Origin of the sequence: Neorhizobium puerariae, assembly GCF_042429745.1 — a bacterium.
Classification (GTDB): Bacteria; Pseudomonadota; Alphaproteobacteria; order Rhizobiales; family Rhizobiaceae; genus Neorhizobium; species Neorhizobium puerariae.
The window spans coordinates 1-17202 of record NZ_JBHMAA010000014.1 but is presented as its reverse complement, the minus strand read 5'-3'; the positions used below and the strand labels follow the sequence as shown (position 1 = coordinate 17202).

General features: G+C 56.3%; 17 protein-coding genes and 1 tRNA gene. 11 read left to right on the top strand and 7 right to left on the bottom strand.

Annotation, left to right across the window (positions count from 1 at the left end; genetic code table 11):
* The first annotated feature begins 61 nt into the window (after positions 1-61).
* Together tnpC and ACFFP0_RS12005 are read left to right on the top strand one after the other, a co-directional pair.
* A protein-coding gene (gene tnpC, locus ACFFP0_RS12010; RefSeq protein WP_377260755.1) for an IS66 family transposase occupies positions 62-1719 on the top strand; the annotation gives its coding sequence in 2 pieces (ribosomal slippage) (positions 62-1328 and positions 1328-1719; 1659 coding nt in all).
* Positions 1719-2303, top strand: coding sequence for a plasmid pRiA4b ORF-3 family protein (locus tag ACFFP0_RS12005; RefSeq protein ID WP_377261272.1), 585 nt, complete (start codon positions 1719-1721; stop codon positions 2301-2303). Before tnpC ends, ACFFP0_RS12005 begins: the two co-directional genes overlap by 1 nt.
* Positions 2304-2455: 152 nt before the next feature.
* Here ACFFP0_RS12005 and ACFFP0_RS12000 read toward each other — a convergent pair whose 3' ends face one another.
* The 6 genes from ACFFP0_RS12000 to traA form a co-directional block, all read right to left on the bottom strand.
* Positions 2456-4111 carry a recombinase family protein gene (locus ACFFP0_RS12000; RefSeq protein WP_377260752.1) on the bottom strand — a complete coding sequence of 552 codons (1656 nt, stop codon included), beginning with the start codon at positions 4109-4111 and terminating at the stop codon, positions 2456-2458.
* A gap of 20 nt (positions 4112-4131) precedes the next feature.
* The gene (locus ACFFP0_RS11995; protein WP_377260749.1) at positions 4132-4380 is read right to left on the bottom strand and encodes a hypothetical protein; all 249 of its coding nucleotides are present in this window, start codon (positions 4378-4380) and stop codon (positions 4132-4134) included.
* 141 nt (positions 4381-4521) lie between these two features.
* Positions 4522-4830: a HigA family addiction module antitoxin gene (locus ACFFP0_RS11990; protein ID WP_377260746.1), complete on the bottom strand. Its 309-nt coding sequence runs from the start codon at positions 4828-4830 to the stop codon at positions 4522-4524.
* A 10-nt stretch (positions 4831-4840) separates the two neighbouring features.
* Positions 4841-5137, bottom strand: a complete 297-nt coding sequence (locus tag ACFFP0_RS11985; RefSeq protein ID WP_140023266.1) for a type II toxin-antitoxin system RelE/ParE family toxin — start codon at positions 5135-5137, stop codon at positions 4841-4843.
* A 309-nt stretch (positions 5138-5446) separates the two neighbouring features.
* Entirely contained in the window at positions 5447-5689 is a 243-nt protein-coding gene (locus ACFFP0_RS11980) for a helix-turn-helix transcriptional regulator (protein WP_377260744.1), read from the bottom strand.
* Positions 5690-5819: 130 nt separating this feature from the next.
* Complete coding sequence (traA, locus tag ACFFP0_RS11975) at positions 5820-8780, bottom strand: Ti-type conjugative transfer relaxase TraA (RefSeq protein WP_377260742.1); 2961 nt, start codon at positions 8778-8780, stop codon at positions 5820-5822.
* Positions 8781-8957: 177 nt separating this feature from the next.
* On the opposite strand from traA, the gene ACFFP0_RS11970 reads away from it, so the two are divergent.
* The 9 genes from ACFFP0_RS11970 to ACFFP0_RS11930 all read left to right on the top strand — a co-directional run bounded on the left by ACFFP0_RS11970 (position 8958) and on the right by ACFFP0_RS11930 (position 16845).
* Positions 8958-9284 carry a conjugal transfer protein TraD gene (locus ACFFP0_RS11970; protein ID WP_377260739.1) on the top strand — a complete coding sequence of 109 codons (327 nt, stop codon included), beginning with the start codon at positions 8958-8960 and terminating at the stop codon, positions 9282-9284.
* Between the two features lies 1 nt (position 9285).
* On the top strand, positions 9286-9492 hold the full coding sequence (locus ACFFP0_RS11965; RefSeq protein ID WP_377260737.1) for a conjugal transfer protein TraD: 207 nt from the start codon (positions 9286-9288) through the stop codon (positions 9490-9492).
* A 1190-nt stretch (positions 9493-10682) separates the two neighbouring features.
* Entirely contained in the window at positions 10683-11957 is a 1275-nt protein-coding gene (locus tag ACFFP0_RS11960; RefSeq protein WP_377260735.1) for a radical SAM/SPASM domain-containing protein, read from the top strand.
* A gap of 72 nt (positions 11958-12029) precedes the next feature.
* Positions 12030-13172 carry a radical SAM protein gene (locus ACFFP0_RS11955; RefSeq protein ID WP_377260733.1) on the top strand — a complete coding sequence of 381 codons (1143 nt, stop codon included), beginning with the start codon at positions 12030-12032 and terminating at the stop codon, positions 13170-13172.
* The gene (locus ACFFP0_RS11950; protein WP_377260731.1) at positions 13169-13492 is read left to right on the top strand and encodes a pyrophosphohydrolase domain-containing protein; all 324 of its coding nucleotides are present in this window, start codon (positions 13169-13171) and stop codon (positions 13490-13492) included. The genes ACFFP0_RS11955 and ACFFP0_RS11950 overlap by 4 nt, the downstream gene beginning before the upstream one ends.
* A 62-nt stretch (positions 13493-13554) precedes the next feature.
* Complete coding sequence (locus ACFFP0_RS11945) at positions 13555-14547, top strand: ABC transporter ATP-binding protein (protein ID WP_377260729.1); 993 nt, start codon at positions 13555-13557, stop codon at positions 14545-14547.
* A gap of 72 nt (positions 14548-14619) precedes the next feature.
* A complete protein-coding gene (locus ACFFP0_RS11940) occupies positions 14620-15381 on the top strand; it encodes an ABC transporter permease (protein WP_377260726.1) in 762 nt (253 codons plus the stop codon).
* Between the two features lie 22 nt (positions 15382-15403).
* Positions 15404-16243: an ABC transporter permease gene (locus tag ACFFP0_RS11935; RefSeq protein ID WP_377260723.1), complete on the top strand. Its 840-nt coding sequence runs from the start codon at positions 15404-15406 to the stop codon at positions 16241-16243.
* 50 nt (positions 16244-16293) lie between these two features.
* Positions 16294-16845: an AAA family ATPase gene (locus ACFFP0_RS11930; RefSeq protein ID WP_377260720.1), complete on the top strand. Its 552-nt coding sequence runs from the start codon at positions 16294-16296 to the stop codon at positions 16843-16845.
* A gap of 232 nt (positions 16846-17077) precedes the next feature.
* On the opposite strand, the gene ACFFP0_RS11925 is transcribed toward ACFFP0_RS11930, so the two are convergent.
* Positions 17078-17154: transfer RNA gene (locus ACFFP0_RS11925), tRNA-Met, on the bottom strand.
* Between the last annotated feature and the right edge of the window lie 48 nt (positions 17155-17202).

The following is a 17202-nucleotide window of genomic DNA, read 5'->3' as shown; positions in this document are numbered from 1 at the left end:
CAAAGCGGTGAATTAGCCGAGAAAGCTATACAAATCAGGGCTTTTGTGGTTCACTTCGAGCATGGAGACCAGCTCGGAACAGCACTCTGACTATACTGCGGCGCTCGAAGCGGAGCTGGCCATCGCACGTGCGGAAAAAGCTGCTGCATTAGCCGAGGTTGCGGTTGCCAAGGCCAGAGAAGCCGATGACGCAGCGATCATTCTACGGCAAAATCTCTATATCCAAAAGCTTCAAAGAGAATTGCGCGGCCAGAAGTCAGAGCGGCTATCTCGCTTGATCGCGCAGATGGAGTTGATGCTCGAAGACGCGGAGGCGACTGCAAGCGAAGACGAGCTTGCGGCCGAAATGGCTGTTGCTGCGGCCGGATCGATCCCTGTCATTGGCTTCACGCGCAAACGTCCGGTCAAAAAGCCCTTTCCTGACCATCTGCCCCGTGAACGTGTTGTCGTTGCTGGGCCGGCGGCCTGCACCTGCTGCGGCGGTGAACGTTTGCGCAAACTCGGTGAAGACATCACGGAAACCATGGAGAGTGTCCCGCGCTCCTGGAAAGTCATTCAAACCGTACGAGAGAAGTTCTCGTGCCGGGACTGCGAAGCGATCAGCCAGGCACCGGCACCTTTCCACGTCATCCCAAGAGGCTGGGCGGGCCCGAGCCTTTTAGCGATGATCCTTTGCGACAAGTTCGGCCAGCACATCCCTCTCAATCGCCAGGTCGAACGCTTCGCTCTGGAAGGCGTGCCGCTCAGCCTGTCGACGGTGGCCGATGCGATCGGGTCGTGTTGCCAGGTGCTTGAGCCGCTTCTTCGAAGGATCGAGGCGCATACCTTTGCCGCAGAACGGCTGCATGGCGATGATACGACCGTGCCGGTCCTAGCCGCCGGAAAGACCGATATCGCCAGGATTTGGTCATATGTGCGGGTCGATGCTCCATTCGGCGGATCCGCGCCGCCATCTGCCATGTTCTACTATTCCAGGGATCGGGCTGGCGAGCATCCTCAAACGCATCTCGCCGACTACAGCGGTATCCTTCAGGCCGACGCTTACACTGGGTATGGGCAGCTTTATCTTCCGGATCGAAGTCCCGGGCCGATCTATGAGGCCGCGTGTTGGGCGCATGCAAGGCGACCGTTCTTCGCTCTCGCCGATGTGGAGACGAGTGCGCGTCGCAAAGCGCGGGGCAAGTCTGCTTTTATCATATCGCCGATCGCCATCGAGATGGTCCGGCGCATCGATGCGCTTTTTGCCATCGAGCGCGAGATCAATGGCCTGCCTGCGGACCATAGAAAGGCAATCCGTCAACTGCAAAGCATGCCGCTGATAACGGAGATGAGGCCTGGATGCGTGAGCAACGCGTCAAGCTGCCTCGCGATCATGATTTGGCGAAAGCGTTCGACTATATGCTCAATCGTTGGCTCTCTTTTACGAGGTTCCTCGACGATGGCTGCATTTGTCTTTCGAACAATGCGGCTGAGCGTTCTTTGCGCGGTGTTGCCTTGGGCAGAAAAGCTTGGCTATTCGCCGGCTCGGACCGTGGAGGTCAGCGTGCCGCGGCGATGTACAGCTTGATTGTCACCGCGAAAATGAACCGCATTGATCCGCAGGCTTGGCTTGCCGATGTTCTCGCTCGGATCGCTGACCACCCGGCAAACCGCATCGATGAACTGCTCCCTTGGAACTGGGCGAGGAACGCGATGAAAACTATGCCACAGGCGGCCTGATGCCGGCCCCGCTCGTTCGTTTGAAGGTCACACTCGATGACGTCGAGCCGCCGGTGATGCGGCGTGTCGTTGTTCCGTTCCGCATTCGATTTAACCGACTTCATGAGGTTCTTCAGGCCGCGTTTGGCTGGACGGACAGCCATCTCTACGAATTCTGCATCCGTGACGTTGGCTTCGGCATTCCGGACGGCAGCATCGACGACCCTGTCGATGCTCGAAGAGCGACGCTTCTTTCCGCCATCGAAGATATCGGCGCACGGTCATTCAAATACCTCTATGATTTTGGTGACGGCTGGACGCATACCGTCAAGATCGAAAAGACCTTTCCTGTTATCGCGGACTTTACCGATCCCGTACTCCTGGATGTTGTCGGCCGCTGCCCTCCGGAAGACGTCGGCGGGCCGTGGGGATACGAAGAGTTCCGTCAGGCTCTAGCTGACAAAAACCACGAACGTCACGATGAGTTGAGCGAGTGGTGGGGAAGCAGTAACTACGACCCGAGCGAAACACGCGCCGATGATCTTAGAAGAGATGTCGACGCGCTTGCCGCAAAATGGAAGCTTCGTTCACGGAAAAAGTCTTGACGCTGCGGTCCTTGGCGAAGGCATACATAGCAACAGGGAGGAAGAACCGGACTTCCTGAAGGAGATGCGGGTTCTCGAAGAGCTTATGGGCCGGGCTGAGGCTGTTGGAGCCCAGAAACGCAAAAAGCCCGCTCGACGCGGGCCTTTTGTATTTAGTTGCGGGGGCAGGCTTCAACCGCTGGCATAAAACCGGGTTGCCTGCTGGCTTCTTCCGCCTTGATAAAGTCGAGAATACCAAACAGCTCGCCGCGTAGCGTGGCGTGAACCTCACCGCGCTTGGCTCCCGGCGTGAGGACGATTTCCCCGATGAGGCTACGCAGTGCCTCCGCCGCCTGCCTGCCGCCGTCCGGGTCGCTGAGGGCGTCGGACAGGCGCTCGACGCGGCGGCGGTAGAGGGCGGCAAGATTCGGGTGAATATCGGGCATGTCCGCAGGCGCTTGCGCAAGGCGGGCGACAATCTCGGCCTTCTGCCGCTCAAGGTCGTCCATGCGCGCTTTCATGCTCGGCTGATACATGCCGTCCTCGATGGCCGCGATAATCCCGGCGATTGCCTTCTCGGTCTTGGCAAGCGCCTTTTGGTCGGTTTGCGCCTGTGTGCGGCGGTGGCAGTTGAGGCGGTTCATTTCCTCCGTATAGGCTTTGACTGCCTCGGCAACCGCTTCGCTGGAAACAAGGCGCTCTTTTAGCCCGGTCAGCACGCGGGCCTCGATCTTGTCGCGGGTGATGGAGCGGCCATTGTCGCAGGTGCCGCGCCGATGATGGTTGAGGCAGGCATAACGGTTCGGCGTGATAATGCCGACCTTGCCGCCACAGCATCCGCAGGTCAGAAGACCGGAAAGCAGATGAACCGGACGGTTCGCCAGATGCACCCGCTTCATGCGCCCTTCCAGCGTGTTGGCCGGGTTCGGCCCGAAGATGGCGGATATTTGCTTCTGACGGGCGCGGGCGGCATTCCACAATTCATCGTCCACGATTCGCAGGTGCGGAACCTCCGTCCTGATCCATGCGCTTTCGGGATTGATGCGTGACACGCGCTTGCCGGTGGACGGGTCCTTGATGAAGCGCAGCCGATTCCACACAAGGACGCCCGCATAAAGCTCGTTGTTGACGATGCCGGTTCCGCGCGAAGCATGGCCGCGAATGCTGGTGTCTCCCCATGCGCGGCCAAGCGGGCCGGGAACACCTTCCCGGTTCAGGTCAACGGCAATCGCCTTCGGGCTTTTGCCCGCTGCAAATTCCTTGAAGATGCGGCGGATGGTGTCGGCTTCCTCGGGGATGATTTCCCGGTCGCCCCGGATCGGCTCGCCGTTGGCGTCCAGCTTCTTGAGAACCTTGTAGCCGTAGCACAAGCCGCCGCCTGCCTTGCCCTTCTCGACGCGTCCGCGCAAACCGCGATGCGTCTTCATCGCAAGGTCTTTCAGGAATAGCGCGTTCATCGTGCCTTTCAGCCCGACATGAAGCTCCGAGATTTCGCCCTCGGCCAAGGTGACGATGGTGACGCCCGCGAATTTCAGATGCTTGTAGAGCGTGGCAACGTCCGCCTGATCGCGGCTGATGCGGTCCAGCGCCTCGGCAAGCAATATCTTGAACTCGCCGCGCTGCGCATCCCGCACAAGGCGCTGGATGCCGGGGCGCAGGATCGTGCTCGATCCCGATATCGCCGCGTCCTCATACGAACCGACGATCTGCCAGCGCTCCCGCCCTGCATGTTCCCGGCAAAGCCGGAACTGGTCTTCAATTGACGCCTCGTTCTGGTTGTCGGATGAATAGCGGGCGTAAAGGGCTGCGCGGGACACAAGTCGGGACATGGGGCGATTCTCCGTTCGGTCTATTCGGTCTCCGTCCCGTCCTCCGTCTCTCCGACATGACCGGGACTGTTATCGTTGGCGGTCGCAGCGCGCAGCCGCTCGTAGTCTTCGCGGGCCATCTGCCTGCCGATCAGGCGGGCGATATCGAACACCACCCTGTCCAGCTTCTCCCACGGCGCGATATCTGCATCAGCAGCATCGCCGTTGGGCGGGGTATTGTCGTTCGCCGGAACAATGGTTTCCGGCCCTATATGCTTGTCTTCCGGCATGTTGGTCGCTCCGAAACTGTGGATCGACCTGACAAAAGATGCGGACAAACTCCCGATGGGAAGTACAAAAATCGTATCGTAGGGCTATCGGCGGTAAATACTTGCGCGTTGCGGTTTCGACGTAGATCGCAAACGGCGGATTCAAGCGGCCGAAGCCAGCGGTCTGGCCCGTTCGATTCGCTCGCGCTCACGCGGCGAGTGCATCGCCTCCCACAAATCGGTGCGGCGCTGCACGTTCAGCCAGAAATCGGGGCTATTGCCGAATACCCGCGCCAGAATGAGCGCGGTCGGAGCCGTGACGGTTCGCCGGTCGTTGCAAAGCTCGTTCACATGCTTGCGCGGAACGCCCATCGCCTCGGACAACGCCGATTGCGTCAATCCCAAGGGATGCATGAACTCTTCCACCAGAATTTCCCCGACTGTCGCCGGTTTACGCGTGGTCATAAGCATTCCCGTCACCTCATCGATAGCTATGGTCGTCCAGATAGAGGCCGGACGCTTCGCCCCTGTTTCCATCCCATTGGAACACCAGCCGCCATTGCTTGTTGACGCGGATGGAATGGAAACCGTCGAGATTGCCTTTCAGCTTCTCGAAATGATTGCTTGGCGGCACTCGCAAGTCCTGATCGGTCGTCGCATCGTCGATCATCTGGAGCTTGCGGAACAAACGGCTTTCTAGATCGGCCGGGATGTTGCGGGAATGAACGTCATCCACGAAAAAGGCCCGCAACCATTCATCCCGAAACCCTAAGATCATTCCCTATCTCCAACATTGTCACAATGTACCACCTAATGGGACATATGGCAATCTGTTTCTTTGTCATCGCGACGTTTCCGCCGCCCTTCCCTTCGTCGGAAGTGGAGCGCCTGCGCTCCCACTCCCGCCTTATTCGGCTTCCCTGCGAAACGTCGGGGCGGAGGCGGGCGGTCAAGGCTGGCGCAGCCACCGCGAAGCGGCTTGGCCTTGAGGGGCCGGCTTCGCTCCGACATGCTTTCCCGAAGCTGACAAGGCTTTCCCTCCCGGCTGTTCCATGACGGCCATTGCTGCCGTTTGGGATTGGACGGGTCAGCCCGCGTTGCGGTTGCCCGCTTTTCCGCCGGGGGCCTCGTTGTCGTTTGCTGGCCGCCACGCGACGGGATTCTCAACCCACCGGTTGATGTCGGATTCCTTCCAACCCGCGCCGTTGACGCTGATTTTGATCTGGGCAGGAAAGGTGCCTTCGGCGATCTTTCGATAGATGGTAGACCGGGACAGGCCGGTACGGGAAAGAACGCTGTTCAGGCGAATGATACGATCTGGTGCGGGCATGGCTGCGCTGCCTCCTACTGGTTGCTCCTGAATGCTGATGGAACCAGACAGATCGACGATTTTCCGCCGTGCAAGCGGTATTTAGCCGTCATAGTGCTGCGGCGTACAAAGGGCGGCAAAAAGGCGGGTTCTACAATCCGATTCCCCGGCCCCTGCCGAGACCGTGACTGAGGGCAAGTTGCTGGCCGAGCCTCATGCCTGAGTCGAAATCCATGCTGATGCCGAGTTGCTTCTTGCGGATTTCCAGCATGGATTCCATCTGCGGATCGCGTTCGAGGCTCATCGCCATGTTGCCCATCTCCGCGCGCGCAGCCCGGTAACCGGAATAGTCGCCCGCCGCATACTGGCGCTGGCTGGTCTGGTCCAGCTTCTGGAAACGCTCCACGAAACGATCTGCGCGGGCATGTGGCGTAAGGCCGAACTCGGCGTCCCTTCCGCTGCGGATTTCGGTTTCGAGCTGGAGGGCGCGAATGGCGCGGTTGATCCGGCCGCCGCCCGCCTCGCGGGCAAGACTGTTGTCCCTGCTGTAGGCGGCTTCCGCATCCTGCCAGCCATGGGGGCGGACCTCATTGAAAGCGCGCCGTGCCGCACCCAACTCACGCCGCTGCTCGTCGGACGGCGTGAGACCCTGTTGCTTGGCGTCAAGGATTGCATCGGACGCGCGGGCATGGCGAACAAGCGCCTGCCTGCGGGCGCGGCGCAAGGCGGCTTCCGGGTCTTCCTCATCCTTCCGTTCCGGTCGCCGCACCGCGTCTGAACCTGCCGCACCGTCTGCGGCCAGGTGCAGACCGTCGAACATGCTGCGCACCTTCTCCGGCACGACCCTACGCACGATTTCGGCGACACGCTCGCGGAAGGTGATGCCGCGCCGCTCGGCATAGTCCTGTGCCGGGTCAATCTGTTCGTAATCCGATGCCATGTCCTTGGCGCGGTCGCGCGACAGGGTGCGGGCAAGACGATCCTGACTGGCGAAGTCGTCGCGGCCATAATGCAGGTCCGTGCCGTCGCGATGGCGCGACAGGGAAACATAGCTGCCGTGGGCGTCCATGCCGGGTGTCGCCAGAACATGGGTGCGGTCCACCGTCATGCCCTGCGCCTTGTGGATGGTCGCCGCATAGCCGTGGTCGATGCGGTCGTAATCTTTCAGGTCGAACGCGATGTTGCGCCCGTCATCGGTGCGAACGCTCATGCTCTGGGCGCTGACCTGTTCTATGGTCCCAAGCGTTCCGTTTTTCACGCCAAGCCCGCGCTCGTTTTGCAGGAACATGACGCGATCCCCGCTGGCGAAGTTTCTTGATCCGCGCTCGACGGTAACACGCACATCCTCGCCCAGATCGCCCGCCTCCCGCATCCGCTCGCGGGCGGCCTCGTTGAGTTCCCGCACCTCGGCATTGGTATAGGTGAGGATGATGCGGCTGCTGTCGGGGGAAGCCTGCCGCTCGCGGTCCCAGCGGTCGATCAGATCGCCGCGCGCCTGTTCGCGGGTTTGCGCCTCATGCACCATGCCGTGACGGTCATAGGCATGGATCGCTTCGCCGGTCCTGCCGGTTGCCAGATCGCGGGTAGCATCCCGTTGCCAGTCCTCGCGCTGACGGCGCACTTCATGGATTTCGACGCCGCCATGACGCTCGTGGATGGAGCGGAAGGCCGCACCTGCCTCGATAGACTGTAGCTGCTGCGGATCGCCGACCAGCACGACCTTTGCGCCCGCCTCCGCCGCATGGGACAGCACGCGTTCCAACTGCCGCGTGCCGACCATGCCCGCCTCGTCGATGACAAGCACATCGCGAGCCGTGAGCACGTCGCGACCGTTCTGCCAACCGTGTTCCATGCTGGCGATGGTGCGGGACGCGATGCCCGAGCCGCTTTCGAGATTTTCCGCCGCGATGCCCGACAGGGCAACGCCTCGAACCTCGTAGCCCGCCGCCTCCCATGCCTCGCGCGCCACGCCGAGCATGGCGCTCTTTCCCGTCCCGGCATAGCCGACGACAATGCCAAGGTCGCGCCCGTCCGTGACATGCGCCAGCGCGTCGGCCTGCTCGCCGGGCAGGACAAGGCCGCGCTGTTCAGCACGAAGCAACGCGGCTTCCCTTTCCCTGTCGCTGACCTCGTGCAGTTCCTTCTCGGCCATCAATTCAGCAGCACGATGCAAACGCTGTTCGGCCTCGATCATCTCGCGGGTGGTGAAGCGACCTTCTCCCCGGTCGTCCTGACCCAATTCGACCAGATCGGGCGAATTGCCTATGGCCCTGACCACCTCGTTGAACTGGTCGATACCGTCGCTGTGGCGATGCGCGAACTTCGCCATGTCGCGCCGTGTGAAGGTCGATTGCTGCTGTGTGATCGCATCCAGCGCAACGGAAGGATCGGCGATGATCCGTTGGCCATTGTTGCGGGCGATCTCCCGGTGCATGTCGGCGCGGTCTGCGGCTTCAACGCCTTCGCCCTCGATGCGCTGCGCCGGAGCGCCGATCTGGCTCTGAGGCTCAAGCCCGATGCCCTGCGCCTCAAGGCTGCGATGGTCGATCCGCGCATCGATGTCGAGTTCGGCCAGCCGTTCGTTGACATGCTCGGCCCAACGCTCGCGCCAGCGTTCCACCATTTCGGTGCGGTTCCAGTCCCGCACCTTCTGGCCGAAACCGTTTTCGTCCACGCTGCGCATGGTGAGCATGACATGGGCGTGTGGTTTGGGGCTGCCGTCCTCGGCGAAATCCCAATGCACATTCAGGTCGGCAATCATGCCCTGATCGACAAATTCCGACTGAACGAAGTCGCGGGCAAGCTCGATGCCTTGGCGCTCCGTCATCTCGCGCGGGATGGCAAACTCGACCTCGCGCGCAAGCTGCGCGTCCTTGCGCACCTCGAACGCTTCCACATCGTTCCAGAGCCGTTCGCGGTCGCTCCATGCCTCCGGTGCGTTCTCGGGCAACAGCACCTCGGAATGGACGACGCCGCGCTTGGCGGAAAAGTCCTGCACGCGATCCAATCGCTCGTCGCGCATGCGCGAGGCCGAGCGGTAGGCGGCGGACGCCACCGCGCTCGATCCGGCCTTGCGGCCGATGACCTTGACGTGAAGATGATAGATCGCCATGCGCCATCATCAGCACGGCAAAGCGCACGTCGGAACGACGTATAAGCGCGCCCTCCCTCAAAAAAATCTCGGGCGGGACCAACCCGTGCCACACCGTCCTGGCAACAATACTGCGTTCAGCAACCTGCGCAACTATCATGACCGCATCGATAACGAACCAAGATTATGGAGACGACGATGCGCAAGCCACGCGACTACGACGCCGAACTGAAAGCGCTGGAGGACAAGGCGCGTGAACTGAAAACGCGCAAGGTGCAGCAATTGGGCGAACTGGTCATCGCTACCGGAGCCGATACGCTCACGGCGGAAGAACTGGCCGGTGCGCTGATCGTGCTGGCCGAAACGAAGGACGCGGCGAAACGGGAGGCGTGGGCAAAGCGCGGGACGGCGTGGTTTCGAAGCAAGTCGCGGCGAGCTGCATCGGCAACTGATCGCGACAACGGCGGCGCTCCGTCGCAACCGGGCGGCGCGCAATCGGCATCAGGCGCAACGGGCGCGGCATGACATGCGGGACTGGCAGGTCGAGCGCCGTAGGCGCACACGCCATCTGATCGAACTCGGCGGGCTCGTCGTCAAATCCGGCATCGTGGACCTGACCGAAGATGACCGCGCCGTCATTCTCGGCGCGCTGCTTTGGATGGCCGAAAAGCTCAGAAGCGAGGAACGCGAGAGGGCATTGGCGCTCTGGGCAGAAAAGGGAAAGAAGGCGTAAGAGACAAACCGCGCCACATGATGATGTTATCGAGGGGGCGGATCATTAACCAAAGACGTGCTCCGAAAGCGCGACTCTGAACGAAGGACAATGTTGGATAACGGCCTCACGAATAAGTAGTGTGGGCGGGTCCCCTCCAATATAGATATGGTCTTCGTCATCGTAGCGTTCGCTTGCCGCACCGCCAACAGGAGTGTGAGCCGAACGTCGCCTGTCGGATTTGTCATCGACGCTTTGGAGCAGGCAGCATCATTAGCACCCCTTTCATGCTGGCGGCTTTAGGGATCAAATCATTCTCCGAGAGAAGGTTATAAAGAAAACGACACCCCGCCAGCGACGCGGAATAACTTCGGACACTCAAAGCGTATTTTGTCGGCCAAATCAACCTCAAGTTCAACGAGCCCGAAACCAGCCAAAATGAAACACCCAACCATGGCTTTATGCGGTCCAATTCCCGGAAACTGCTGTAGTCGCCCCATAAGGTCCGACCCATTTGGTCGACCGTTCCAAATTCTCCGTGCGTCGGATTCGTATTCAGATTGAAGGATACCGGCAGCAATAGCGATGCGTCGCCCCACTGTCCGGGGAAATCGATGCAACGCTGGCTTTACACTGAGAAGACTTGCAAGCTCATCTTCCGCTGGGGCCAACATTTGCGGCTCCAAAGAACCGAACCGCTGCTCCAATATGTATGGTGCGGCCCAAGAACGCGAGGCATCTTGGGCATGATTAAATATTAGCCCGAAAATGAAGGCATTTGCATGCCGGAGATTGTCTGGTGGGTGTGGCAACTCCATGCGGACTTCAACTGACACCGATGAATGCTCCTTTGTCGTTCCAGTGCGCGTTTCCCTCAGATAGGCAATTAGCACAGCAGACCAATACGAAAGATGTCAATCCGAAGGAAGGCATAGTCGCCTTTTTCGTCGGCACGGCAAACGTGCTTCCTAGTCGCACCCATTGTCACAAAACTGAAACACTCCGAAGGCAATCATAGGGTGTAAATGGTCCAAAACTAGGAGCAATTATATATGTCGCAGAAAATCTCCACGAATACATCTCGCCAAAATCTGGCGATCAAAACGTCTGCAGAACCCAAGAAGGACGCCAGTTCAATCAAGAAGCGTATCTTCAAGGTTTCGACCTTCCATCATTGATATTTTTCGATAATTCATAGGCGGGGTTTCCTGATGAGATACATACTTAGAAATGAGTTCTTCGGCGGCCTCGCCTATGATCGGCACGAAAAAGACTACATCCACCTCGACCACTTGGCGGTTCGCCTGCTTAAAAAGCCTTCCGTAGAGCTTACACCTCACGAATATGACCGTTTTGAAACAAACTCTGATGAGGTTGAACTGATAGTCGAGGAACTGAGGAGCAGAGGAATCCAGGACAACGTCCGCTACCTCGACAATAAGCCTGGCACCAAGATCCTCTCTGCACCTACTCGCGTATTTCTTGAAATCACCTACCAATGTCCCGAGAAGTGCGCGCACTGTTATACAGAATCTGGACCAAAGCGTTCCGATGAAATGCAATTGGAACACAAACTAGCCATTGTAGATCAGATGGCTGAAATTGGTTGCTACAGATTGTCTATCGCAGGCGGAGAACCTTTGGTCGATCCCGACTTCTTTCCTGTTGTTGAACGCGCGCTGAACAAAGACATTGACGTCTCCTTTTCCACGAGTGGTATCCCGGTTACTGACCGCGTAGCCAAGAAGCTTTCTGAACTGGACGTCCGAACTGTGAACATAAGCCTTGATGGATGGGATGACACATCCTACGATATCGTACGAGGTAGTGGTCGCTTCAAATACATGCTTCGGGGCGTCGAACGGCTTCGTCGCCATTACCATGGTAAGCTTGCCGCCAAATGCACATTGATGACGACCAATATCCGCAATCTCGATAAAATCATCGAATTGTCGGAGGCACTGGGTTTTGATGTCGTTAAATTCAATTGTGTTCGCGAAGCGGGGCGCGCCGTCGGTGAGAATTCGCTTATTCCGACGCAGGATGAATATATTGCGTCTATGAAATATCTCGCTGATTTCTACAATTCGAAGAAATCTAAAATTAAGATGGTCCTTCCGGTGAACCCCTATCAGAAATTCGAGGGGGAGGCGCCCGATGTGATCGGAGAACTCGGCTTTGGCTGTTATGCGGGAAAGGAGAGTTTCTGCATTACGGCAACAGGATCGATACAGCCTTGCACGAGCTTCGGCGAATTCATGTTTGTCGATGGGAACGTTCGCGACACGCCGTTGTCAACCGCATGGCTTGATGGAACGTCAATGCGCATGTTCAGAGGCCTTAACGGAAGTACCGCCTGTCAATCGTGCAAGTCGTATGCTGGATGCCGAGGGGGGTGCTATCTTCGGTCGTTTACCGCCACTGGGGATATGAATGCGACCGATCCCTATTGCTACGAATACAGGAACCTTGAACCGGCAGTGTAGCTCATCCTCGGAAGATCGATCACAACTATGTCATCAACTTTGTACATTAGGGAAGAGTATTTCGGCGCTACCGTGTATGAACCAAATGCTGGGAAATTCTTTCATATTGGGACTGACGACTACTACAAGCTGACGACAGGCGCGACACTTCTTGACCTGGAATCGCTTCGCATTTTCTACCAAGGAACCGACGTCAAGCCTCGCGACATTCGTACCGTCAAATTGGCGGTCACTAAACCTGAACGCCCTGTGCTCTCAGCGCCTCTCAAGGTTTTCTTGAACATAACCAAAAAGTGTAACCTCTTCTGTACTCATTGTTTCAACGACTCAGGCCATGCCAGCTCTCCAGAAATTCCGAAAGAGCATTTGTTCACTATCTTGGACTCCCTTGCGGCGCGCGGCATTTTCAAGGTCACACTAGCAGGCGGCGAACCTCTATTTCATCCGGCATTCGACGACTTGATTGATAAACTAGATGCGTCCGATTTCTTCGTATCCATTGTGACGAATGGAATTTGTGTGACGGACCGGAGAGCAGCTAGGCTTGGAAACAGTCGAACCGTGCGGTCGATAACTATCTCGCTGGACGGGGCAAATGCGGCGGACAATGATGCCATACGGGGTCCCTCGTCATTTTCGAAGGCTGTCTTGGGTGCGAGACGCCTATCCAAGAGCTTCAAGGGCGATTTGTCGCTGCGGATCACACTTGCCCAAGGAAATATCGGACATGTTACCGACTACGTTGATCTAGCCGATGAACTGGGGATCAGGGAGATTAAGGTCAATCGCATCAACGCTTATGGCCGAGCTCAAAATTCGCCCAACCTAATGATCGACACGAAGGTGTATGAAAACGCAAGGGATCATTTGGCCAGAGTCGCCTCTTCCCGGGGGATAGCGGTCGAAGTCCCTGCCAATAAGTATCGCCGCGAGGACAATGGTGAACTGGGTCTTTGCCGCGCTGGAGAGGAGACATGCGAGATCGATGGCGACGGCACGCTGTATCCATGCTCCTTCACATTCGGCCGCCTAGCCGCTGGCAACCTTTGCAGGGAACCTCACTCCGCCGTCTTTTCAAATTTGCGTCTACACACAATAAACCATCCATGGTGCTATGCCTGTAAAGGTAGAGGCGGCAATGCCGAAAAGGCGTACGGTGCACCTCCTCGCCTTGTAAGTCCGACAAATTCGTTACCGCAGGGCCGGTTAACATGACGCAGACGTTGACGGCTTTGGCAGAAATTCTGGAGGATATCTCCAGACGATATGCAGAAACGTTCTCGATCGAGCGAGACGGAGACTGGTTCGCCTTGAAACTCCAAGAGGAGGTCGGAGAACTGACCGCTGCTTGGCTAAGGGCCACCAGTCGCAGCCGTAGGGCGTCTGACGATGATGAGAACTTCCAAAATCTCGGCGACGAAATAGCTGACGTGATAGGCCATGCCTTACTCATGGCACGCCATAATGGAATCGATATTGACGCCGCGATTGCGCGCAAATGGCTAGTCTATCAGGCCAGAGAACAGCAACCATAAAGCAGATTTATCCATAATTTATCCGCCATAAACGTGGCGTTTACATATAGAATGTGCGGTCAATGATGGAAGATATACATATACAAGCTCGAAATCTGTATAAAACATACTACCCTGCCCTTAGCTTCGGTCAAACATTTAAAAGTTGGTTCGCTTATTCCTCAACTCCAGCAGGACAAAATGCCTTGTCTGACATTTCGTTGGAGATTCCTCGCGGGGCGGCGGTTGGCCTGATCGGCCCCAATGGTGCTGGGAAATCGACGCTAATCAAGATTATTGTCGGTGTGCTTCGTCCTACATCTGGGCAAATTATCGTTGCCAACCGAGTGCCCTACAAAGACCGTATGCGACACGTCGCCGACTTGGGGGTTGTCTTCGGACAGCGCACACAGTTGTGGTGGGACCTCCCTGTCATAGACAGCTTTAGATTGCTCAAGGATATATATGACCTATCCAACAACGCTTACGTTGACTCTTTGGACGAATTGGTTGCCCTGCTCAAACTAGAACCCATTTTAAAGAAGCCGGTTCGTCAACTTTCGCTTGGGCAACGGATGCGGGCGGAATTCGCTGCCGCGCTAATTCACCGTCCTTCCCTACTGATCCTGGACGAACCGACAATTGGTCTCGATGCTCTGGCGAAACAAGCCATTCGCGGCTTTATCAAGCACAACCTGCGCAACCGCGGGACAACACTTTTGCTGACGACCCATGACATGCAAGATGTCGAAGAGATGACTGACAGTCTCTACTTGATTGGGAAAGGACGTATTTTGAGCAAGGGGACGTTGGCAGATTTGCGCGCCCGCTTCTTTCCCGACCGCATTCTTGATGTCGAGTTTAACGAACTTCCCGATCTGAACACTCTTCCGAAGGGTCTACGGATCGACAATATCTCGGGAAATAACGTTTCGTTTTCGCTATCCAAGAGCGCGGTCTCGTCGAAGAGTATCATTCCCAGCCTGTACGCACAGTATGACATCATCAGTCTACGTTTCGGCTATCAATCTGCCGAGGAGGTTGTGCGCACGTTCTATGAAGAACACGAGGCCTAAATTATGCGGGGGAGATTTAAACCCTATCAAGCGTATTTCCTGGCGCGCCACAAGGTCCTAGCACAGTGGGGATTGACCACTTTTGCAAGCATTGTTGCCCAGACGTGGTGGGCTGCTCTCAATATAAGCGTGTACTATTCCCTTTACATGTTTCAAACCGGAACTGACTTCACCTTTGGAAGCCAGTCCGCTATTTCCTATGTGTGGCTTCAACAAGCCACGCTGGCTTTACTCCCATTTTATTGCGATCCAGATATTGCAGGATCTATTCGATCGGGATCTATTCTTTATGATCGAACGAAACCGGTCGATACCTATTCTTGGTGGTACACACGCAACCTAACGCGCGTCGCATCGAGGCTGTTCCCTCGATTTACAGTTATTATCGTCTTTGCGGCAATTTGCCTGCCCACATTTAGCTACAACGGATATGCGCTTGAGAAGCCATCTGAGGCGACCCGGCTATTTGCCTTTTTTGTCTCAATTTTTCTCGGGCTTCTCGTCTCCGCAGCGATCGCAGTAATCATGGATGCAATCGCCGTGCGGACGCTCTCGGTCAATGGGGTCAACGCCGTTGCCATGCCCCTCGTGCTGTTTTTCGCTGGAGGTGTTATCCCGCTCCCATTCCTACCAGAATGGGCGCAATTTCTCACCTTTCTCCTCCCTTTTTCGTCCTTGGTGGATATCCCTATCCGAATATACCTTGGCGTTGCCATCGATGGGTACACTTATACACTATCCCTCATTCAAATAACGTGGCTAATTCTGCTGATTTCAGCGGGGAGATACATCATAAACAGAACCATTCTCCATTTGGAAGTGCATGGGGGATAGTACGGAGAATGGAAAAGTAGTTATGAACAGCACCGAAATTCGCTCCCGCTTTCCGCGAATATTAAAGTCAATTCGACTATATGCGCTCTATCTTCGATTGTCCATTAACGCACAAGCACAGTACAAATCAGCTTTCATCATCCAAAGTTTAGGGCAACTCGCCTCATCCGGCATGGGATTTGTCGGAATATGGGCATTGCTCTCGCGTTTTGGCAGTTTTCAGACTTGGAATATCTACACCATTGGCGTTCTCTACGGCCTGATAAACACCTCCTTTGCCCTAGCGGAAGCTTTTGGGAGAGGTTTTGACGTTTTTGGCTCCGATTTCGTGCGAAACCGCGAATTTGACAGGCTTCTTTCTCGCCCAAGATCACCTATCCTGCAGCTTCTAGGGCATGAAGTCCGCATCAAATCCTTGGGTCGGCTTTTACAGGGCGTCTTCGTCCTAGTTTTCTGCCTCGCTAATGCGGGAGATTTTACGCTGGGATCATTTCTTGTCATTGTTTGGTGTATTGTAGGGGGCTTTTTTCTGTTCCTTGGCATCTTCATCATCCAGGCTACGCTGTCCTTCTGGACGATCGATGGCCTGGAAGTCATGAACGGGCTCACATACGGTGGGGTCCAAGCAGCTCAGTATCCAGTTGATGTCTACCCCGGCTGGATCAGGTTTCTGTTTATTTTCGTGGTCCCCTTTTCGGCAGTGGCTTATTTTCCCACTGATGTATTGCTGCACTACCATGACCATTGGGGGGTAGTGGAGTATGTGAAAGCCATACTGCCCATCTTGGGACTAATATTCTTCTGCATCTCAACATTTTTGTTTCGAGTCGGCATCTCTTATTATATCTCGGAACGCAACTGAACGAAGTTTTACGATGGAAGTCCTTTCCCTTTGCCGCAAGCGCCTGTTCAATGAAATATCGAAATAGTTTTTTTGTGATTACGGGAGGACCAGGCGCCGGCAAGACCACTCTGGTCGAAGCTCTCAAGCGACAGGGCTTCAGGGGAGTTGATGAACCCGGCCGCCGGATTATTCAAACACAAACTAAATTCGGGGGGCGTGCGATTCCCTGGTTGGAGCCAGAATTGTATGCCGAGGTTGAATTGGCTGTCAGCATCTCGAATTTCCTCGGCACCAATCCCGCAGAAACAACCTTTTTTGATCGGGGCATTGCCGATGTCATAGGGCTTCTTGTCTGGTTAAAACTTCCTGTGCCCGCCTACGTCATCGAAGCCGCACGCCGCCTAAGATACAACGCTACGGCTTTCATCGCACCAGCTTGGGAGGATATCTACGTTACTGACGAAGAACGGCCACAGAGTTTCTCTGAAGCTTCTACTGTTTATGATGCGATGATAAAAGCTTACACGTTAGTCGGATACAATCTTATTCACCTGCCGCGTTCGAGCGTATCTAACCGAGTTAACTTTGTACGGGGTGTGCTAATGACCAACACTGATTGAGGTTTCGATTTTGTTCGCGACAGGCCAAAAGGTTGCGGAAGTGAAAACCCTGGCTGCAATAGGTGTTGGATCATACATCGGAGCTTTAGAAGCGAATTTTTTGGCTTCACCTCGTGGGTTTCCGTCGAAGATCGTGACCACATGAAGGAGCTTGCTGCAAAAATGGAGCGGCCCATGGCGTGCGATACGGGCCATCTGTCATATACTGACAACGAGCGAATTATGTATGAATTGGTTGCGGGGGCAGGATTTGAACCTGCGGCCTTCAGGTTATGAGCCTGACGAGCTACCGGGCTGCTCCACCCCGCGCCAAGTGCAAAACCCTTTGGGTTTTGTCACGGCGGCATCACAGCGTAT